Here is a 20311-nt window from a genome sequence, read left to right as displayed (position 1 = left end):
TCGCCAGGGAGGATGACCATGCGTTTGGAAGGCACCCGTCTTGTGCTGTCCGCGTCTGCGCTGAGCGTGGCCGTGGCCCTTGCAACCCCGGCTTTGGCGCAAACAGCGCCCCAGGCCGCCACCGCGCCCGATGCACCGCCGGCGGCCGCAGAAGCGGCGCAGCCTGACGTCAAGGAAATCGTGGTGACCGGCTCGCTGATCCAGCGGCCCAACAACACCGCGGTCAGCCCGATCGTGTCGGTCAGCACCGACGCGATCAAGGCCAGCGGCAACGTCAATCTGCAAGACGCGCTCAATCAGTTTCCCGGCTTCACCGCCTCCGGCAACTCGGGCACCGGCGGCCAGGGCACCGGCGGCCGCGCCTCGGTCAACCTGCATGGCCTGGGCCCCAACCGCAACCTGGTGCTGCTCGATGGCAAGCGTCTGCCCCTGTCCGACATTTCGGGCACGGTCGATACCAACATCATCCCCGAATCGATCATCGGCGGGGTTGACGTGATCACCGGTGGCGCATCGGCGGTCTATGGCTCGGACGCCATGTCCGGCGTGGTCAATTTCAAGACCTTGCGCAGCTTCAACGGCGTCAAGGCCGATGTCCAGAACACGCTGAGCGAAAAGGGCGACGCGTTCAAGTTTTCGGGCTCGATCGCGTTCGGCAGCAGCTTTGCCCAGGATCGCGGCCATGTCATCGCCGCGTTCAGCTACACCAAGCAGGACCCGATCAACGGCCGCGCGCGCAGCTTCTTTTCCGACAAGACGCCCTCGTCGTACATCGGCACCGGCACTTTCGTGCCCAACGCCACCAACGCGCCCAACGCCGCCGTCGTGCAGTCGATCTTCAACGGCTATGGCGTGACCAGCACGATCAACCCGTTGCTCAACCTCGGCTTCAACAACGATGGCTCGCTGTTCGTGCAGACCGGCGCCGTCAACTACAAGGGCCAGACCAACACCGGCGGCTATGCCATCGTCAATGGCAACGTGCGCATGCCAGTGGGCCAGCAGACCGATTTCATGAACGGGCTCAAGCGCAAGACCGCCTTCATCAAGGCGGACTATGACCTGACCCCCGACCTCACGCTCTATGGCCAGTTCCTGTTCGTGGACCTCAACGTCCACACCGCCAGCGGCGGCACGCTCACCCAGTTCGGCCAGCTCACCACCATTCCGGTGACCAACCCGTTCATCCCGCAGGACCTGCGCACGATCCTGGCGTCGCGCCCCAATCCCACTGCTAATTTCCTGTGGAACGGGCGCTATGTCGGCCTGCCGTACAAGAGCTGGGACGAAGACTATACCGTCCAGCAGTACATGGCCGGCCTGAAGGGCAATATCGCGCCGGGCTGGACGTTCGACATCTATGGGTCCTATGACCAGTCGGTGCACAACCAGACGATGCACAACGCCGTGGTCAAAAGCCGCGTGCAGACGCTGCTGAGCGCAGCCGATGGCGGCGCCTCGATCTGCCAGGGTGGGTTTAACCCGTTCGGCGATGCCAATGCCCGCTCGATTTCGGCCGCTTGCGCGGCCTATATCACCAAGGATGCGTTCAGCACCGAGCGCCTGGGCCAGACCCAGTTCCAGGGCCAGATCAACGGCAAGCTGTTTGACCTTGGCGCCGGCCCGGCGCAGATCGCCCTGGTCGCCGGCTATCGCAAGAACACCTACAGCTATCGTCCCGACAGCGATCTCCAGGCGCAGAACCTGGAAGCGATCACCGCCTCGCAACCCGCCTCGGGCCGTATCTCGGTCAAGGAACTGGCCGGGCAGATCGATATCCCGCTGGTGGCCGACAAGCCGTTCATGCGCGAACTGGGCATCGGCGCGGCGGCGCGCGTGTCCAACTATTCGACCACCGGCACGGTGACCAGCTATGAAGCCGATGCCCGCTGGCGCCCGACCGACACGATCATGCTGCGCGGCAGCTATCAACGCGCGGTGCGCGCGCCCAATATCGGCGAACTGTTCTCGCCGCAGCAGGGCACGCAGCTGGTGATCGGCACGCCGCCGGGCGCGCTGGGCGATCCCTGCGACGCGCGCTCCACGGCCCGCACCGGCGCCAATGGCGCGCAAGTGGCGGCGCTCTGCGTGGCGCAGGGCGTGCCGCAGGCCGCGATCGGCAGCTATACCTTCCCGACCACGGCCACCGGCCAGCTGGTTTCGGGCAACCTGGCGCTGCGCCCCGAACATGCCGATACGTTCAACGCCGGCGTCGTGTTCAATGCGCCGCGCGGTAGTGGCTTGTTCGGCGATTTCTCGTTCTCGGTCGATTACTACAACATCTCGATCAAGAACGTGATTTCCACGGTGCCTGGCCTGACCGTGCTGTCCAAGTGCTACAACCTCGATGGCAGCAACCCGTCCTATGCCACCACCAACCCCTATTGCGCGCTGATCCAGCGTGACAGCAACGGCCAGCTGGTCAACGTCGTCACGCCTTATCTCAACCTCGGCTCGCTCAAGACCGACGGGGTTGAAGCGCAAGTGAACTGGGCCACGCCGGCGCCGTTCCTGGGCAACACCGGCAAGATCTACGCCAGCACCACGGTCGGCTGGCTCCATGCCTACAAGGTGCAACTGCTGCCCGGCGCGGCAGAGCTGGACTATACCAACATCAGCAACGGCGCCGCCGGCCCCAGCTCGGTTCCGCCGCGCGCCACGCCACGCTGGAAGGCGCTCACCACCCTGGGCTACCGCTCGGACAACATGGGGATCGGCGTGCGCTGGCGCTACCAGAGCGCGATGAACGATGCCACCTCGGTGCTCACGCCCAGTGCCGCCCAGGTGGGCGTGGCGGCCTACAACCTCTACGATGTCTTCGGCAACGTGAAGGTGGGCAAGATGTTCGAACTGCGCGGTGGCATCACCAACGTGCTCAATGCCAAGCTGCCCTACGTCGCCAGTTCGCAGAACGGCACCGACGTGGCGCTGTATGACCCGATCGGCCGCTCGTTCTATATCGGCGCGCGGGTCAGCTTCTGATCCACCCTGCCCCGGCGCTGCGCCTTCACAATCGCAGCGCCGGAGCCTTTTGATAAGACAAAGGTACTGATGATCCGCTCCGGGCTACTTGGTCGCGCCATCCTGGCATCCAGCTCACCGCGCCTGCATGAAGAGGAGGCGCAAGCACTGGGCCTGGAGCTGACGTACGAACTGTTCGATTTCACGCAGCGAGGCCTGACTGACGAAGACCTGCCAACCCTGGTCGAAACCCTCAAGGACCAGGGCTTCGCCGGCTTCAACGTGACTTATCCGTTCAAGCAGGCGATCATGGCGCTGATGGACGAACTCGCGCCCAGTGCCCTGGCCGCCGGCGCGGTCAACACGGTGGCCATCCGCGACGGGCGCCTGATCGGGCACAACACCGACATGCCCGGCTTTCGCGAAAGCCTGCTCGCCGGACTTCCCGGTGCGGCGCTGGGGCACGTGATCCAGTTGGGTGCGGGGGGCGCGGGATCGGCCGTGGCCAATGCGCTGCTCTCGCTTGGCGTGGCGCGGCTGGAACTGGTCGATCCCGATGCCCCGCGGGCTCAGGCCCTCGCCGCCGACCTTGCCCCGCGCTATCCCGCCGCGCAGATCGATGTGACGGCGCTTGCCGCGCTCGATACCACGCCGGCCGATGGCATCGTCAATGCAACGCCCATCGGCATGGCCAGCAAACCTGGCATGCCGATCCCACCAGGCGCCGTGGCGGCGCATCACTGGCTGGCCGACATCATCTATTTCCCGCTGGAAACCGAGCTGCTTCGGGTCGCACGAAGCAAGGGTTGCCGCGCCATCAACGGCACCGGCATGGTGGTGGGCCAGGCCGCGCTGGCGTTCGAGATCATTACCGGCCACACGCCCGACGCCGCGCGCATGAAGCGCAGCCTCGGGTAAGGGAAGCCCGCCGTGCCTTTGCCCTAGGCGGCGTGGGCCGCCCGGGCACGCGCCAAGGCTTCTGTCAGCCGCTCTGTGGCAAATGGCTTGCGCAGCAGGATCGCATCGGCCCCGGCCACCGCTTCGATCGCGGCCACGTCGGCAAAGCCGCTCATGAACACGATGGGCAAAGCCGGGTGCCGCTGCGCCAGATGGCGGGCCAGTTCGGCCCCCGTCATGCCGGGCATCGCGTAATCGACCAGCGCCACATCGGCCAGCGGCGTGCCGGCCGCCGCCGCTGCATCGAGCGCGGCCAGCGCAGCGCCGCCATCGGCCGTGGCATGAACCACGTGGCCTTCGCATTCCAGCGCGGCAGCCAGGGCGCGGCGCAGATCGCCATCATCGTCAACCAGCAGGACGCGCAGCGCCGCGCGGCCCGGCGCCGCAGTCGGCGGCGGCGCGGCCACGTCCTCGGGCACGCGGGCGGTGCGGGGCAGGAACAGGCGCACTGTGGTCCCCTCGCCAGGCGCGCTTTCGATCCGCACCCCGCCGCCGATCTGGCGCATGCTGCCATAGATCTGCGCCAGGCCCAGCCCGGTGCCCTTGCCCACGGGCTTGGTGGTGAAGAACGGCTCCATGGCGCGGCGCAGCGTTTCCTCGTCCATGCCGGCGCCAGTATCGCTGACGCGCACTTCGACATAGGTGCCCTCGGCCAGGTCCCCGTCGGCATCGGCCACGTGGGTGGCCAGGGCAATGGTCAGTTGCCCACCGGCGGGCATCGCGTCGCGCCCGTTCACCGCCAGGTTGAGCAGGGCCATCTCCAATTGCGTGGGATCGGCCAGCGCGGCCCAGTCGTCGCCCTCTGGCGGGTCAAGCCGGCATTCGAGCGCGATCAGCGGCCCGAGCGTGCGCGCCAGCATCGGACGCAGCCGCTCGATCACCTGTGCCGGATCAAGCGGGCCGGTCGACAGGCGCTGCGTGCGCGAAAAGGCCAGCAGTTGTGCAATCAGGTTGGCCGCGCGCTGGGCGGCCTGGCGCCCTTCGCCTGCCAACCGCTCCACCCGCGCGGCATCGCCGCTGCGCCGCGTGATGAGGTCGAACGAGGCCAGGATCGCGCCAAGCACGTTGTTGAAATCGTGCGACAGGCCGGCGACAAGCTGGCCCATCGCTTCCATTTTCTGGCTTTGCACCAGGGCTTCCTGCGCGGCGCGCAACTCGCTGGTGCGTGCCTCCACCCGCGCTTCGAGCGTGGCGTTGAGCTCTTGCAGTTGCTGGGCAATGGCCGCCCGCTCGCTCACCAGGCGAGTGCGTTCGGCGATTTCCTCCATGAAGGCGATATCGTCGGGATGCCAATGACGCGGCGCCCGATCGTTGAGATAGACGATCGTGCGCAGCCGGCCCTCGCGCAGGAACGGCACGACCAGGATCGCGCGGGTATCAACCTGGCGCGCCGTGGCCACGCTGCGCGCATCAAGGCGCGGATCGGGCGCAAGCAGATCGCCCGCCACCACGGTTTCGCCGCGATTGAGCGCCGCCACCACCGCCACGCCGAAATCGGCGGTTGGCAGGCGGCCGAGCAGGGCCGGCACGGTGCCATCTGTCCAGCACACGTCGTAATCGAACATGTCCTCGTCGGCCAGCAACTGGCCAAATCCGGTGCGATTGACCGCGAAATGCGCGCCCATGAGCGCGGCAATCTCGTGCAGCGCAGCGGCGGTTTCGTAATCGCGCAGCACGTCGGCAATTTTCAGGCGTAGCGCGATGCGCGCCTCGCGCCGGGCGATGCCGTGAAACATCCGTTCCAGCCAGGCAGCGCCCAGCGCGATCGTGAGGATCAGCAGCGTGATCGTGCCGATCGACACGGCGAGGAAAGTCTGGCCCACGCCGGTTTCCGCAGCGCCCGCCCCATGGGGGCGATGCATGACGAACATCGCTGCGTGCATGCCGGCGTAGTGCATCCCGGCAATCGCCAGCCCCATCAGGCCAGCAGCGCCCAGCCGCATGCCCGGCGTCTGGTCGCGCGCGGCGAACCACAGGGCGGCCGTGGCTGCAACGATGGCGATCACCACCGACAAAGCCAGCCACAGCGGATCGTAATGCATGGTGCCATCCATGCGCATCGCCGCCATGCCCAGGTAATGCATGGCCACGACGCCCAGGCCCATCAGCAAACCCGCCGCCGCGATCCGCGGCAAGGACTGGTTGCGCCGATCGAGCGCGGCAAAGCCGGCGCCGGTAAAGGCAATCGCGATCGCCAGCGATAGCAGCGTGATGCCCGGATCATAGCGCATCGCCATGCCCGGCAGGCGGAAGGCCAGCATGGCCACGAAATGCATCGCCCAGATGCCCCCGCCCAGCGCCACCGATGCCGCTGCCAGCCACACCCGCCGCGCCCAGCCCTGCCCGGCACGCACCCGCCCGGCCAGGCTCAACGCCGTGAACGATGCAAACACCGCGATCAGAATGGAAAGAATGACCAGATTGGCCTCGTGCGTTCCGGTCATTGTCATGCCCCCTGCTCCCATAGAACGCAGGCGCGGGCAATGGGCCACAGCAGGCAAGCCGGTATGCGCCGCGCACGGCAAGCACAACGCATTGGCCCCGGCAATGGTGCCCGACCAGGGACTAAGCCGTTGGCACCGTTGCCTGGGCGCGTTGTTGCAGGCGCTGATGAAGCGCGTTGGCCGCGCTCAGGTCTGCCGGCGGCACCGCCTGCTGGGCCAGGGCATGGGGCTTTGGCGGGCGCAGATCGGTGGCGGGCAGGCCGTTCGGCAAGGCCAGTTGCCGTGCCAGCGCAGCGCGAACCGCATCCTCGCCCCGCGCCAGGCGATCGTAATCGACGAAGCATTGCCGCGCCGCCACGCTCGCCGGCTGGTCGAGCAGGTGGCGGTAGACCCCGCACCATGTGCGCAGCCAATAGACCAGACTGTCGGGATCGCCCTGCGGCGGCGCTTGGCCCGGCAGGAGGAACGGTTGCTGGTGCGCCCCGAATTCATGATGGCCCAGCCAGCGCATGTAATGCCCGCGAAACGCATCGGCCTGCGCCAGCGCGCAGGCGCGGCGATGCTGCGCCAGCAGGCTGGCGGCCTGTTCGAGCGGCGCGCGGAACGGGTGGACCAGCACGGCGCCGGGAATGCCGGCAAGACTGGGCAAGCGCAGGACATTGGCGTTGTTCTTGGACAGATAGCGCCCGCCCTGCCCGTGGCGCGCGCGCGCCAGGCATACCAGCGCCATGAACTGGCCGAACGCAGCCATGGCCTGGGCATCGGGTTGGTGCGCGGCCAAGCCGTCGGCGGTGAGGTAATCGGGCCCGCACTGCATGCGCCAGAACACTTCCTCGATCGCCTCGGCACTGTCGAGATCGTGCTCCAGTCCGTCGCCATGGCCGCGCAGGGTGCGTACCACGCCCCGGCGCCGCCGCGCCACCAGCCCGGCCCAGGTGTTGGGCGCCAAGGGAAAGGGCATGTCGGCATAATGCAGGCTGGCAAAGCGATCGGCTGCTTCGAGCCGCTGCATCAGCACGGTGGTGCCGGCCCGCGCCAGCGCGGTGACGAACACCGGCGGGCGCAGCGCCAGCGCCCCGGCAGCGCGGCCGAACCGGGCGCGTTCCAGGTCGAAGCTCAATTCCAGCGCGGCGCGGCTGCCCAAGGCAATCCGGTGCAGCAGCCGATCAAGCGGGCGATAGGCGTCCGCGCCGGCTGCCGCCGTGGGCACGGCCGATGCGGCCAAGGACAAATCGGATGAGGGCAAGGCTGATTCCAAGGCAAAGAATGGCCGCGCGGGCCAGCGGGTCGAACAGGGCATTGAGGGTCGGCAGGCCGAGCCAGGGGCCCAGCGCCAGCGCCGCGGCCAGCGGCGCCGCCGCCAGCGCGAGCCCTGCGCCGGCCGCCAGCGAGCGCCCCATCAGCCGCATGGCCAGCAGGCGTGCGGCGCGCTCCTTCGAACAGTCCGACGCCCCGCGCCGCGCCATGATCCGCACCGATCGACGCCCGATCGCCCCCAATGCGGCAAAACGCCCCAGCACCCCCCAGCGCCGGGCGAGCATGACCGTGGCCAGCAAGGCCAGGGCCAGCAGCAGCGTGGCCGCCGCCATCATGGCTTGCGTCCCGCGCTGCTGCGTCCGGCCCGGCGCACCATGCGCAGCAGGCGCTTGACCGGATACCACACGAAAGCCATCAACCCGAGGAGGATGGCCCCCACCACGCCCAGCGCAGTGGATGCCGCGCCCAGGCCCAGGCCGGGGCCAACGTAGGCCTGCGCCGGGACGGCCGTGGCTGCCAGCAACAGCGCGGCTGGGGCGGCCCCGGCCAAAAGGCACATCAAGGGTGCAAAGACGGTCATTCGCATCGGGCATTCTCCGCGGCTTGGATGCCGATCTTGTCGGCAAGGGGATCGATGTAACGGGTCCAGCGCAGCTCGAACCGGTTCCGGCCGGCGTCCGCGCTGATATAGCTCCAGCGCACGCTGCCATCGGCGGCGAGGCGCATGACGCGGCCCAGTTCGGTTTCCTCCACCATGGTATCGCCCCCCGGCAGCGGCGTGGCGCGGCCCTGGGCACGGGTGTGGATGTTCAGATCGCGGAACGCGGGAGCCAGCGGCGCGCTCACCGCGCCCGTGGCAAAGTCGTAGACCAGCATGCGGTTGGTGCCGTCGGGCTCGGCCTGCTCGGGCTGGTCCCAGGCAAAGCGCCAGTGGTTGTCGAACACCGAGATGCGGTGATCATCGAGCACGCTGACATCGTGCTGGAACCGCCAGGGCAGGCCACGGCTCCACACCACCTGCCCGGTCGACGGGCGATAGAGCAACAGCAGCGAGAGATTGCGCAGACTGACCAGCAGATCGCCGTTGCGCCAATAAGGGCCATCGCCGGGCACGGGCTGGATATCGTTGAGATGGATCGGATCGTCGGAATAGGGCCGCGCGCGCCACAAATATCCCAGGTTGTTGGCGTCGAGCAGGTCGATCACCGAGATACGCGCCAGAACTTTACCCTGTGCCGTCAGGTGCATGAGGCCTTCGTCGGCAAACTGCGGGCCAAGGCCCGGGCGCGCGGTGCGTGGGAGGCGATAGGCAGCCCACAAAGTGCCATCGCTCGCCCGCTCCAGCGAATGATGGAAAATCCCGTCGATCATCCATTCCGGCCGCCCGCAGGCATCGATGCGCGTGAGTGGCGAGGTATCGTGCACGATCAGCCCGCCATCGGGCATCAGCAGCGGGTGCATCGGCATGAAACGGCGGTTGGTCTTGTCGCGCGCCAGGTCCACCAGGGCAGAGTGGAATGTCGATTGCGCATGGATCGCGGCGATGTCGGGCGCATAGCGGCGCACCACCTGCCCATCGCGCAGGCGCAGCAACTGCACCACCCAGCGCCCTTGCGCGGTGTCGAACACGGTGACCAGGATATAACCTGGGTCGACGAATCCCGGCCGGCGCCACAACCCACCGGGCAGCGGTTCATAAGGCTGGCCGATCGACGGTCGATAGGGCAGCAGTTCGCCCACCGCGCGCCCCACGGTATCGGGAATGCTCGCCACCTGCACCGCCAGCGTGCCCAGGGCGCCATGCTTGCGCGGGGCCAGCAGAACGAAGCCGAAGCCGAGCAATGCCAGCGCGCCGAGCGCCACCACCAGTCCCAGCGCCCACAGCGGCACCGGACGGTTCATCAGCCGTTCCCACCGCGAGGGACGCGCCGGCTCGGACAAAGGCAGGACGGAGTCTGGGGGCAACACCGGCGAGTTCATGGCCGGAGCGTCTAGCCCGCAGTTGTATCACCCCAATTTCGCCGCGATACGAACGCGAAACGTTTGCTGACGAACTGAAATGATCCACCCAAGCCGCGGTGGAACACGAACATTTTTTCTATATTGATCAGTATATTAATCAAACCCGCCGGACGATCCGATGCGGCGGTGGCGGCGGCGGGCCATACAACTTGTTACAAATTCATAAGGCCCTGCCGCGCTGGGCAGGGGCGTCGCCGGCCAGGCCGCCAGCGCCGCCCCTGTCCGTGTTTCAAGCCGGCAAGCTGACGGCGTTGATGATGTGCGCCTGGGTATATTCCAGCAGGCCCGCCTCACCCAGTTCGCCGCCCAGGCCGGATTGCTTGACCCCGCGGAACGGTATCGTCGGGTCGATCGCCAGGTGCTGGTTGACCCACACCGTCCCGGTGTCGATCCGCCGCGCCACATCCATCGCGCGGGCCACGTCCTTGCCCCAGACCGTGCCGCCCAGCCCATAGTCGCTGTCGTTGGCGCGCGCGATCACGTCGTCCACGTCGGAAAACTTGAGCACGGGCAGCACCGGGCCGAACTGTTCCTCGCGCACCAGCGGCGCATCGTCGTCCAGGTCTGCCACGATGGTCGGCGCGATGAAGTAACCCGGCCGATCGAGCGGCGCGCCGCCGGCCAGCACCGTCCCGCGCTCCCGCGCGTCGGCCAGCAGGGCAGATACCTTTTCGAACTGCATCTTGTTCTGCACCGGGCCGATCGTCACACCCTGGCGGGTGCCTTCGTCCACCACGGCTTCCTTGGCCAGGCGGGCGATTTCTTCCACGAATTCGTCATAGACGGTTTCGTGGACATAGGCGCGCTTGATCGCCACGCAGACCTGGCCTGCGTTGACCATCGCGCCCTGATAGACCTTTTCGGCGGCCAGCTTGGCCGGCATGTCGTCCAGCACGATGGCCGCGTCGTTGCCTCCCAGTTCCAGCGTCACGCGCTTCACGCTGCCCGAGGCCGAAGCCATGACTTTCTTGCCGGTGACGGTCGATCCGGTGAACGCCACCTTGGCCACATCGGGGTGGGTGGAAAGCGCCGCGCCCAGATCGTTGACGTCGGCGATGATGTTGACGACCCCAGCCGGCAGGATCGACGCGATCACTTCGCCCAGCAGCAGGGTGGTGAGCGGCGTAGTCGGCGCGGGCTTGGCCACCATGGTGTTGCCCGCCAGAAGGCACGGGCCCAGCTTGTTGGCCAGCAGCACCACCGGGAAATTCCACGGCGTGATCGCCGCGCACACGCCCAGCGGGGTGCGATGCTCGATCACGGTATTGCCGCCCTCTTCGCGCAGGACCTTGTCGGTGATGCGCATGCCGGCAAAGGCCTTGAGCACGAAAACCGTGCCGTAGATTTCGTTGCGCGCCTGGTCGAGCGGCTTGCCCTGCTCGGCGGTGAGCAACTGGGCAAACTCCTCGATCCGCGCCATCACCGCGTCGGCCAACTGGTCGATCAACGCGGCGCGATCGTCCTGGCTGCGCGCGGCCCAGGCGGGGAACGCCCGCTTGGCGGCGGCCACGGCCGCCTCCAGCTGGGCCTGGTCGGCGCGCGGAGCCTGGGTCAGCACGGCTTCGGTGGCGGGGTTGATCACGTCGAACGTGGCCGCGCCCGGCACCAATTGACCGTCGATCAACAGGCTGAATTGCTTGTCCATGTCAAAAATTCCTTTGCCTATGGGGCCATTGTGGGAAGGCGTCAGCCAATGCGCAAGATCGGCTTGACCACGTGGCCCGCCTCTCCCTGCGCAATGGCATCCGCGATGTCTTCGAACGCGAAAAAGCGCACCAGGCGATCGAACGGAAAGCGCCCGGCGCGATAGTGGGCCAGCAGTTCGGGGATGAAGGCCTGCGGATCGGCACCGCCTTCCACCACGCCGCGGATCACGCGGCCCCCGCTCATCAGGAACGTGGCATCGGCGGCAATGTCGCCGGGGCCATAGGCGCCCACCAGCGCCATCTGCCCGCGCGGGGCCAACGCCGGCAGGGCGGCGTTGACCACGTCGGGACGACCGGTCGTGTCGATCACGCAGTCGAAACCCTGGGCCAGGCCCGCGGCCCGGGCATGGTCGGCCAGGCTGCCGCTGCGCGCGTCAAAGCCATGCGTGGCGCCCAGTTCCTGCGCCAGGGCAATGCGCGCGGGATTGATGTCCACCGCCGCCACCACGCCGGCCCCGGCAATGCCGCAGGCCATGATGGCGGAAAGCCCCACCGCGCCGGTGCCGATCACCGCCACGCTGGCGCCCGGGCGCGGGCGCAGTTCGTTGAGCACGGCGCCCGCCCCGGTCTGGATGCCGCAACCCAAGGGCCCGAGCAGTTCGAGCGGCAGATCGGCATCCACTTTCACCGCATTGCGCGCATGGACCAGGGCATGGGTGGCGAACGAGGATTGGCCGAACACGTGGCTGTGGATCGCCGTGCCATCGGACGCAGACAACGCGGTGGTGCCATCGGTGCGGCTGCCGCCAAAGTTATAGGCGAACCAGTCGTGGCAATAGGCCGGGGCGTGATCGTCGCACGACGGGCAATGCCCGCAGGAATCGAAGCTGAGCACGACATGGTCGCCCGGTGCCAGCGTGGTAACGCCAGCACCCACGCGCTCCACCACGCCCGCGCCTTCGTGGCCCAGCACCACGGGAAAGGGCGTGGGCAGGTGCCCGTCGCGCAGCACCATGTCGGTATGGCACACGCCCACGCCAACCAGCCGCACCACCAGTTCGCCCTCGCGCGGATCGTCGAGCACGACCGGCTCGATCACCGGCGGCGCACCCGGCTGGCGGAACACGGCGGCTTGGGCGGGCGTGGGCATGGCAAGTATCCTTGACTGGAACGAACACAAAGGAAGCGCCGAGCCGGGGGATGGTGGAGGGTTCGGCCCGGCGCCAGTGGGTGGATGGGTGCTTGGGTGATCAGAACTTGAAGCCGGCGCGCAGATACCATTCGCGCGGGCGGTTATAGCTGCCAAAGATTGCCCCGGCCGAAAGATTGGGGCCGCCGGTCACCAGATAGCGCGTGTCGGTCAGGTTGGTGCCTCCCACCGTCAGCGACCAGCGATCGCCCGGCGTGTTGTAGGTAAGGCTGGCGTTGACCATGTCGTTGGTGGGGCGGCGCAGCAGGAGGGTACGCGCGATGTCGTTCCACACCGGGGTGGTGTGTGTCCAGTCTGCCAGGGCCACGACATTGCCGCCATTGGCCAGGTCGAGCTGGTAGCGCGGCGAAACGTTGATCTTCCAATTGGCCGTCTTGGGCAGCGGCGCGCCCAGGAAGATGCCGGCCTGGATGCCGGGGATCGGGCTGGCGTTGACGAGCGCGGCGGCATCGATCTGGGTATAATGGGCATCGATATAGCCGACCGAGCCATTGATGGTCAGGCCGGTGACCGGCGCCAGCACCATCTCGGCTTCCACGCCCTTGATCCGCGCGCGCCCGGCATTGGCGATCGTGGGCGAGGTGCCGATCTGGATGTTGAGCTGCACGCCCTGGTAATCGGTGGTGAACGCCGCCAGGTTCAACTGCAGCTTGCGATCGAGCAGGGTGGATTTCACGCCCAGTTCCCACGTCGTGGCCTTTTCCGGGCCAAAGCCGGGGGCAACGTTGCCCTGCGGGTTGGTCAATCGCGTGGTCCAGCCGCCGGTCTTGTACCCCTTGGACCACGAACCATAGACCATGATCCGGTTGGCCGGATATAGCTGCACCCCCACCTTGGGCGAGAAGTTGTCAAACGTCTTGCGGTTCACCCCCGGCGTATAGACCTGCACCGGATTGGCGGGGTTGGGATAGGAAATGCCGGTCTGACAGCTGACCGGGCCAAGCGGGAACGGCGCGCCCGGCGTGACATTGCCATTGGCATCGCTGCACCCGAACAGCTTGTAGTTGAAGCCGTTCAATTCCTGCTGCCCGCCTTCGAACTGCTTGGTTTCATGGGTGTAGCGCCCACCCACGGTAATCCCCAGGATCTCGATCGGGCGATAGTCCACCTGGCCGAAGAAGGCATAGTTTTCGGTCTTGAAGCGGTTGGGCCCATCCACCTGCACCAGGCCTTCGTCAAACGTGACGTAATCGTGCAGCGTGCCCTGCTCCTTGAAATAGTACCCGCCCAGCACGTAGTTCAGCTTCTTGTCCAGTGCCTTGCCCAGGATCTGCACTTCCTGGCTGAACTGCCACTGGTTCTGCTGGAACGACAGCTCCAGGAACGACAGCGGTGAACCGTCCGCGTCCACGCCGGCGCGCCAGCGCGTATCGCGATAGGCGGTGATGGACTTGATCGTGAGGTCGTCGTTCACTTGCGCCTGCACCGTGGCGCCCAGGCCCCAGGTGGTCAGCTTGTTGAAGCTGGGCCCGGTGGCATAGCTGGTATCGGGATCGGACAAGACAAAGCGGGAATCCCAAGGCAGGCGATCGTTGGTGGGATCGCTATCGACGTTCACGCCTGCCAATGGCGACAGCCGGCGGCCATATTGCGTGCCCCGCGCCCCGCACAGCGCCTGGGCATTGCGCGCGGCGATCTGCTGCGCATTGGCGCCGATGCAGAAGTTGTAGAGGCCCGAGAACAGGAAGCCCGTGGTGCCCGAGGCCGACAGCGCGGTACCAGGCAGATTGTCCGTCCCGGCAAAGGGGCCAGGCAGGTTCACCGTGCCCAGCAGCTTGGTCGCCTGCGAGGACGTGTCCTGGCGAGTCCAGTCGCCGGTCAGCGTGGCGGTGATCGCGCCGCCGTTGTCCCACTTCAGCTTGCCACGCAGCGAGGCGGTGTTGTCGCCCCCTTCACGGCTGGAGCTGGCATAGTCGGCCTGGTTGAAATTATAGAAAGTGTCGGAATTGCTGGCGCGCTGGTCGGGATAGGGAATGCGCTTGAGGAACCCTTCCCGGTTGGTGACAGCGAACGTGACCGAAGAAAACAGCGACTGGGCGAGCGGCACGTCGATCGTGCCCCGCACCTTGACCAGGTTGTAGCTGCCGGTTGTGGCGTCGATCGAGCCCTTGAATTCCGTGCCCGGCTCGTGGGTGACGATCGAAATCGCCCCGCCAATGGTGTTGCGGCCAAACAGCGTGCCCTGCGGGCCCTTGAGCACTTCGACGCGCTCCACGTCGGGCAGGTCTTGGTTCGCCCCCACCGTGCGCGCCAGATAGACGCCGTCCAGGTAGATCCCCACGCCGGGATCGATGTTGAAGGCAAAGTCATCCGATCCGATGCCGCGGATCGTAGCCGAAAGCACGGCCGAAGAGCCGGAAAACGGCGTCCCGCCATCCAGGTTGACGTTGGGCGCCAGCGCCGAAAGCGACGAAACGCTGGTCACCGCCCGTTCCTTGAGCGACGCGGCGGTGAACGCGGAAATGGCGATCGGCACGTTCTGCACGTTTTGCGCGCGCTTTTGCGCCGTAACGACGATTTCCTGGATGCCGCCCTGCTGCGGCGCCGGCGCGCCATCGGCCGGCGGCGCGGCGTCCTGGGCCTGGGCCAGGCCCGGCGCGGCCGCGCCCAGGGCCGCGGCCATGGCAAACAGGCTGGAACGGGTGGAACATTTCAGCATCCTGCACTCCCTTGCGATTTGTTATCGCTGTGGGAGCTACCCGCCTGCCTGCGCGCCTTCTTGCACGATCGCGCGAAAAGCACGGACAAACGCGATGGGCATGGCGCGATCCGCGCCTAGCTGTGGTCCGCCCGCTGCACATAGGCGTCGAGCCTGGCCAGCATGGCCTGCTTTTCGGCCTCGGGCAGCCATGCCGCCCTAAATCCATTGCGCGCCAGGGTGACGATCTCGGTTCGCGTCAGGGCGCTGCGATCGGCGGCACGGATCAACACGTCGTCGAGATATTCGCTGCCCATATAGGCCGGATCATCCGAAGAAATCGTCACGTTCAACCCGGCGTCGAGCATTGCGCGCACCACATCCACCGGTGTCTCCAGGCCTTTGCGCAAGGTTCCCGAAAAAGTGGGGCACACCGTGAAGAACATGCCCCGCTGCCGCGCCAAGGCAACCAGTTCGGGCGATTCCACAATGTTGCCGCCATGGTCGATGCGATCAACCTTGAGATCGAGCAGCGCAGTGCGGATATGGTCCAGCGTATTGTCCTGATCGACATCGCAATGCGCCGTCACCCGCAGGCCATGGGCCCGCGCCTTGGCGAAATGGGCACGGAACTTTTCAGGCGGGTTGCCTGCTTCATCGGAATCGAGGCCGACTCCGACCAGATCCTTGCGGAAGGCCAAGCCGGCATCGAGCGCATCCATCGCGCTCTGCGCCGAAAGATCGCGCACAAAGCACAGGATCAATTGCGAACGGATGCCAAGCCGGGTCCGCGCGTCGCGCCGCGCCCGGGTGATCCCGCCAATCACCGCGGCCATCGGCACGCCGCGCTTGAGATGCTCCTGCGGATCGAAGAACATCTCGGTATAGATCACGTTCTGCGCGGCGGCCTTGGCGAGATAGGCATAAGTTAGGTCATAGAAGTCCTGCTCCTTGAGCAGCACTTTCATGCCGTCATAATAGATCGCCAGAAAGCTCGGCAGGTCGTGATAGCGGTAGCTGGCCTTCATCGCGGCGACATCGGCAAAGGGGAGTTGCAGCCCATTGCGCCGCGCCAGGGCGAATTTCATCTCGGCTTCCAGCGTGCCTTCAAGATGGACGTGATATTCCGCCTTGGGCATGCCCGCGATGAACCTGGCCAGGGCCGCATCCTTGACCGGCGCCACTGCCCTTGCCCGCCCGATGGTAGCCATCGCGCACACCATCCCTGCTGCAAATCCGCGCCGATCCATTGCCACCCCCTTGCTGTCTCACTGCCCATGTCACGACGCGCGTTTGTCGGGTGGCACGCGCCTTGTGGTCAAACATGGAATGCGCAATGGCGCGTGGCAAAAAACAGAGCGGGGCCAGGCACGACCCGGCTATCAATGCATCGCGCGATACTGGCGTGGGGTCTGGCCAAAGCGTTCCTGGAAACGGCGGCTGAAATAGGAACTGTCGGAAAATCCGCAGTCGAACGCGATCTGGGTAATGCTGCGCTGGGGTTCCAGCGTCAGCCTCTGCGCGGCGAGCGCCAGGCGGCGCTCGTTGATATAGCCGCCCAGCGTCACCCCCTGGCCGGCCGCTGCTGCCTGCAGCCGGCGCAGCGAAACGCCCATGTCGGCCGCGATCGTGGCAGGCGAAAGCGTGTGATCGGCAAGGCGTGCCGCCACGATGGCGCGAGCGCGCTCGAGCAGGCCATGGCGGCTGGGCCGGGCCACCTGGTCGGTCGGGCGCAGGCTGGCCAGCAGCAGCGAACAGAACACCGCGTCATAGCCTTCATCGGGCAGCCCATCCGGGCTTGCCTCGCTCTCGCGCCACAGCGAAAGCATGAAATCGTGCAGCAGGCGGGTGGACGGCGCCTCGCGCGGGATGCAGGTGGCCACCGCATCGTCCAGCCAATGCGGCGCCTCGCCCAACACGGCGCGATCGAATTCGGCCACGACCAGTTCATGCTCGCTGCGCAAGTCGAACCGATAGACCTCTTCACTGGCACAGAGCACCATGTCGCCGGCGCGCACGTCCAGCTCGCGCCGGCGGTGGACCGCCCGCCCCTGGCCCGAGCGCACGACATGCAGCTTGAGCCGCGGCCCGCCGCCATGCCCGGCTTCGAGCAGGCGGCGCTCTACCGAAACCGGGGTGGCGCGGGGCCGGGTCATGGCGATGCCACCCATTTGCCAGCGCGAGACGGTGGCTTCGAAGTGCGGGGTCAGCGGATTGGTGGAAAGGCCCGAATACGTGCTCGACATCAAGCTGCGCCAGTACGGCAGCTTGTCGGCTCCAGGCACGTTGCGCGTCGAAAAATGCTCGATCATCAGCCTTGATCCACCCTCAGCCTATCAGCGGACTCGGTCTTGGCGCCGTGCCTCCTGTTCTGAATTAGTCAGCAATACATACAAATGCAATCAGGCGCCCGATCGGGCAGGGCCGCCAGGGCGGCGGGTCAATGCCCGCCGCTGGTGTCGATCGGTCCCTTGGGCCGGGGCGCCAGCCAGATCAGCGCCGCTGCCACACCAAAGCATAGCGCCACGGCGGCAAAGACATCGAGCGTGGCCAGCATCACGCTTTGTCCTTCCACGATGCTGGTCAATGTGCTGGTGGCGCCATCGTGGGAAAGCCCGCCGGACACGAAATTGTCGATCGCCTGCTGCCCGTTGGCCATGGCGCCGGCCAGTTCGCTCTGGTTGAACCGGGCCGAGTCTGCCCAGCTGGTCTGGACCAGCGACGTGCCGATCGCCCCGCCCATCGTGCGCATGAAGTTCGACAGCCCCGCCGCGCTGGCTTGCTCGTGCGGCTCCACGCTGGCCATGGCGATGCCGGTCACCGGGATGAACAGCATGACCATGAACGGCCCGGTGAGCAGCGTGGGCCAGGCCATCTGCCAGAACGTGATGTCCTGGTTGAAGCCCATGCGCCACACGCTGATCGCGCCCAGCCCGACCAGACCGATCGAAACGATCAGGCGCGGATCAAAGCGGTTGACCGCTGTGCCGACGATCGGAGAGCTGACGATCGCCAGCACGCCCATCAGGCCCGTCGCCATGCCCGCCCAGGTGGCGGTATAGCCCATGTTCTGCTGCAGCCACAGCGGGATGATCACGATGCCCGCGAAGAATGCGCCGAACCCCACCGCGAACGTGACCGCCGCCGCCGCAAAGCCGCGATGGCGAAAGACCTTGAGATCGACCACCGGATTCTCTTCGGTCGATTCCCAGATCAGGAACGCGGCAAAGCCGATCGCGGCAATCACCGCCAGCCAGCGGATTTCCGCAGCGGCAAACCAATCGTGGTTGCGTCCTTCGTCCAGCATGATCTGGAACGCGGCCACCCAGACTACCAGCAAGGCAAAGCCCACCTTGTCGATCGAGGCCGGCTCGCGCGGGTCGGGCTGGCCCTTGAGCAGCCACAACGCCAGCATGCCCCCGCCCAGCGCAACCACCGCGGGCAGGATGAAGATATCGTTCCACGTCATGCTGTCGCAGATCACGCCGCCCAGGATCGGCCCGGCGATGGGGCCGACCAGCGAAGTCATGGCCCACAACACGGTGCCTTGCGTGGCCTTTTCGGGCGGGAAAACGCGCAGCAGCAGGAGCTGCGAAAGCGGCATGATCGGCCCGCCCACCATGCCCAGCAGCACGCGGCCCAGCACCAGCATGCCCAGCGAGTTGGCCAGGCCGCAGAACACCGACAGCGCGGCAAAGGCGAGGTAGCAGGTAATGAACACGCGCTGCGCGCCAAAGCGCTTGGCCAGCCATCCCGTCAGCGGCACGGTGATCGCCTCGGCCACGGCATAGGACGTGATCACCCAGGTGCCTTGCGTGGAGGAAACGCCCAGCGCGCCGGAAATGGTCGAGACCGAAACGTTGGCGATGCTGGTATCGAGCACCACCAGGAAATTGCCGAGGCCGATGGCCAGCGCTGCCAGCAGCAGCTTGCCCCCGGTGAGCGGCCCGGCCGGCTCGCGCGCCGTCAGCGCGCGGCCCGCCATTGCAACGGATGTGGACATGGCAGATGCCTTTCCGAAAGGAAGCCGCGCTCAGTTCTTCACGGCGATATCGGCCGTCATCGACAGACCCACCTGCAAGGGATGGCGCGCCAGCTGCGCGGGATCGAGCGCGATGCGCACCGGCAGGCGCTGCACCACCTTGATCCAGTTGCCGGTGGCATTCTGTGCCGGCACCACGGCAAAGGCCGAACCGGTGCCCCCGGCAAAGCCCACGACGCGGCCTGTGAACGTCACATCGTCGCCATAGAGATCAGACGTGAGCGTCACCGGCTGGCCAGGGCGCACATGGGCCAGCTGCACTTCCTTGAAATTGGCATCGACATAGGCCGCCTGGAGCGGCGCGATCGACATCAGCGTCTGCCCGGCCTGGACGCGCTGCCCCACCTGCACCTGCCGCTCGGACACCACGCCATCGACAGGTGCGCGGATCACGGTGCGTGCCAGGTTGACGCGGGCCTGCTCCAGGCTGGCCCGCGCGGCGAGCACTTCGGGATTGGTGTCGACCGTGGCATTGGCGGTAAGCGCCTGGTTCGCGTCGCGATCGCCGGTCGCGCTCATGCGGTTGGCGGCGGCCTGGGTGCGCGCCGCCTGGGCGGCTTTCACATTGGCCAGCGCGCTGGCAAAGGCGCTGCGCGCGCTGGTCAGTTCCTCGCCCGAAACAGAGCCGGAGGCGACCAGCGCCTGGCGACGATCGAGGTCGATCCGCGCCTTTTCCAGATCGGCCTGGGCCGAAGCCAGCTGGGCATCGGCGCGCGCCTGGTCTGCCGCGCGGCTGGCGATCAGCGCAGTCAGCCCGCTGCCCGTGGCCATCAGCCCGCGGACCTTGCGTTCGGTTTGCGCCAGTTGCGCCTCGGCCTGGGCCACCGCGATCCGCGCATCGGTATCGTCAAGCCGCACCAGCACGTCGCCGCGCTTGACCGCCTGGGTATCATCCACCAGCACTTGCGCCACCGGGCCGCTCACTTGCGGGGTCACTTGCGCCAGATTGGCGCCGACATAGGCATTGTCGGTCACCACATGGCGGCCGGCGACGAAATGGTCATAACCCCAGGCGCCTACGGCAGCCACGGCCACGGCGCCGGCCAGCCCCGCGAACAGCTTGCTGCGGCGCGCCTTGGGCGACGCGCTGGCGGCGCCGTCAAAACCGGTTTCCACGTCGGCGATCTTGGTCAT

At 66.8% G+C, this 20311-nt stretch carries 14 protein-coding genes; 2 read left to right on the top strand and 12 right to left on the bottom strand.

Going from position 1 to position 20311, the window contains the following annotated elements; all coding sequences use genetic code 11:
• The first annotated feature begins 18 nt into the window (after positions 1 to 18).
• Together FHT19_RS12405 and FHT19_RS12400 are read left to right on the top strand one after the other, a co-directional pair.
• Positions 19 to 2982: a TonB-dependent receptor gene (locus FHT19_RS12405; protein WP_248290436.1), complete on the top strand. Its 2964-nt coding sequence runs from the start codon at positions 19 to 21 to the stop codon at positions 2980 to 2982.
• Positions 2983 to 3051: 69 nt separating this feature from the next.
• Positions 3052 to 3879 carry a shikimate dehydrogenase gene (locus FHT19_RS12400; RefSeq protein WP_169475360.1) on the top strand — a complete coding sequence of 276 codons (828 nt, stop codon included), beginning with the start codon at positions 3052 to 3054 and terminating at the stop codon, positions 3877 to 3879.
• Positions 3880 to 3902: 23 nt separating this feature from the next.
• Here FHT19_RS12400 and FHT19_RS12395 read toward each other — a convergent pair whose 3' ends face one another.
• The 12 genes from FHT19_RS12395 to FHT19_RS12340 all read right to left on the bottom strand — a co-directional run bounded on the left by FHT19_RS12395 (position 3903) and on the right by FHT19_RS12340 (position 20311).
• Positions 3903 to 6368: an MHYT domain-containing protein gene (locus FHT19_RS12395; RefSeq protein ID WP_169475359.1), complete on the bottom strand. Its 2466-nt coding sequence runs from the start codon at positions 6366 to 6368 to the stop codon at positions 3903 to 3905.
• A 115-nt stretch (positions 6369 to 6483) separates the two neighbouring features.
• The gene (locus tag FHT19_RS12390) at positions 6484 to 7572 is read right to left on the bottom strand and encodes a sulfotransferase (RefSeq protein ID WP_169475358.1); all 1089 of its coding nucleotides are present in this window, start codon (positions 7570 to 7572) and stop codon (positions 6484 to 6486) included.
• Complete coding sequence (locus FHT19_RS12385) at positions 7529 to 7954, bottom strand: hypothetical protein (protein ID WP_168557040.1); 426 nt, start codon at positions 7952 to 7954, stop codon at positions 7529 to 7531. The genes FHT19_RS12390 and FHT19_RS12385 overlap by 44 nt, the downstream gene beginning before the upstream one ends.
• On the bottom strand, positions 7951 to 8199 hold the full coding sequence (locus tag FHT19_RS12380; RefSeq protein WP_210425731.1) for a hypothetical protein: 249 nt from the start codon (positions 8197 to 8199) through the stop codon (positions 7951 to 7953). The genes FHT19_RS12385 and FHT19_RS12380 overlap by 4 nt, the downstream gene beginning before the upstream one ends.
• Entirely contained in the window at positions 8196 to 9521 is a 1326-nt protein-coding gene (locus tag FHT19_RS12375) for an arylsulfotransferase family protein (RefSeq protein ID WP_169475357.1), read from the bottom strand. The genes FHT19_RS12380 and FHT19_RS12375 overlap by 4 nt, the downstream gene beginning before the upstream one ends.
• 349 nt (positions 9522 to 9870) lie before the next feature.
• Positions 9871 to 11286 carry an aldehyde dehydrogenase family protein gene (locus FHT19_RS12370; protein WP_169475356.1) on the bottom strand — a complete coding sequence of 472 codons (1416 nt, stop codon included), beginning with the start codon at positions 11284 to 11286 and terminating at the stop codon, positions 9871 to 9873.
• 41 nt (positions 11287 to 11327) lie between these two features.
• Entirely contained in the window at positions 11328 to 12437 is a 1110-nt protein-coding gene (locus FHT19_RS12365) for an NAD(P)-dependent alcohol dehydrogenase (RefSeq protein WP_169475355.1), read from the bottom strand.
• A gap of 100 nt (positions 12438 to 12537) precedes the next feature.
• A complete protein-coding gene (locus FHT19_RS12360; RefSeq protein ID WP_248290435.1) occupies positions 12538 to 15156 on the bottom strand; it encodes a TonB-dependent receptor in 2619 nt (872 codons plus the stop codon).
• A 116-nt stretch (positions 15157 to 15272) separates the two neighbouring features.
• Positions 15273 to 16346: an adenosine deaminase gene (gene add, locus FHT19_RS12355; protein ID WP_169475354.1), complete on the bottom strand. Its 1074-nt coding sequence runs from the start codon at positions 16344 to 16346 to the stop codon at positions 15273 to 15275.
• Between the two features lie 171 nt (positions 16347 to 16517).
• Positions 16518 to 17447, bottom strand: a complete 930-nt coding sequence (locus FHT19_RS12350; RefSeq protein WP_169475353.1) for a helix-turn-helix domain-containing protein — start codon at positions 17445 to 17447, stop codon at positions 16518 to 16520.
• Positions 17448 to 17575: 128 nt separating this feature from the next.
• Complete coding sequence (locus FHT19_RS12345) at positions 17576 to 19138, bottom strand: DHA2 family efflux MFS transporter permease subunit (protein ID WP_169475352.1); 1563 nt, start codon at positions 19136 to 19138, stop codon at positions 17576 to 17578.
• A 30-nt stretch (positions 19139 to 19168) separates the two neighbouring features.
• Positions 19169 to 20311, bottom strand: a complete 1143-nt coding sequence (locus FHT19_RS12340) for an efflux RND transporter periplasmic adaptor subunit (protein ID WP_169475500.1) — start codon at positions 20309 to 20311, stop codon at positions 19169 to 19171.

It is taken from the genome of Novosphingobium sp. SG919 (assembly GCF_012932495.1).
Classification (GTDB): domain Bacteria; phylum Pseudomonadota; class Alphaproteobacteria; order Sphingomonadales; family Sphingomonadaceae; genus Novosphingobium; species Novosphingobium rhizosphaerae.
Note: the sequence above shows the minus strand (reverse complement) of the source record. Positions and strands in the feature narration are given on the sequence as shown.

What these genes read in the sequence shown, in the direction of transcription:
- FHT19_RS12395 (WP_169475359.1), bottom strand. Translation starts at nt 6,368, where the DNA reads ATGACAATGACCGGAACGCACGAGGCCAATCTGGTCATTCTTTCCATT.
- FHT19_RS12380 (WP_210425731.1), bottom strand. Translation starts at nt 8,199, where the DNA reads ATGACCGTCTTTGCACCCTTGATGTGCCTTTTGGCCGGGGCCGCCCCA.
- add (WP_169475354.1), bottom strand. Translation starts at nt 16,346, where the DNA reads ATGGCTACCATCGGGCGGGCAAGGGCAGTGGCGCCGGTCAAGGATGCG.
- FHT19_RS12360 (WP_248290435.1), bottom strand. Translation starts at nt 15,156, where the DNA reads ATGCTGAAATGTTCCACCCGTTCCAGCCTGTTTGCCATGGCCGCGGCC.
- FHT19_RS12350 (WP_169475353.1), bottom strand. Translation starts at nt 17,447, where the DNA reads ATGATCGAGCATTTTTCGACGCGCAACGTGCCTGGAGCCGACAAGCTG.
- FHT19_RS12385 (WP_168557040.1), bottom strand. Translation starts at nt 7,954, where the DNA reads ATGATGGCGGCGGCCACGCTGCTGCTGGCCCTGGCCTTGCTGGCCACG.
- FHT19_RS12375 (WP_169475357.1), bottom strand. Translation starts at nt 9,521, where the DNA reads ATGAACCGTCCGGTGCCGCTGTGGGCGCTGGGACTGGTGGTGGCGCTC.
- FHT19_RS12340 (WP_169475500.1), bottom strand. Translation starts at nt 20,311, where the DNA reads ATGACCAAGATCGCCGACGTGGAAACCGGTTTTGACGGCGCCGCCAGC.
- FHT19_RS12405 (WP_248290436.1), top strand. Translation starts at nt 19, where the DNA reads ATGCGTTTGGAAGGCACCCGTCTTGTGCTGTCCGCGTCTGCGCTGAGC.
- FHT19_RS12400 (WP_169475360.1), top strand. Translation starts at nt 3,052, where the DNA reads ATGATCCGCTCCGGGCTACTTGGTCGCGCCATCCTGGCATCCAGCTCA.
- FHT19_RS12365 (WP_169475355.1), bottom strand. Translation starts at nt 12,437, where the DNA reads ATGCCCACGCCCGCCCAAGCCGCCGTGTTCCGCCAGCCGGGTGCGCCG.
- FHT19_RS12370 (WP_169475356.1), bottom strand. Translation starts at nt 11,286, where the DNA reads ATGGACAAGCAATTCAGCCTGTTGATCGACGGTCAATTGGTGCCGGGC.
- FHT19_RS12345 (WP_169475352.1), bottom strand. Translation starts at nt 19,138, where the DNA reads ATGTCCACATCCGTTGCAATGGCGGGCCGCGCGCTGACGGCGCGCGAG.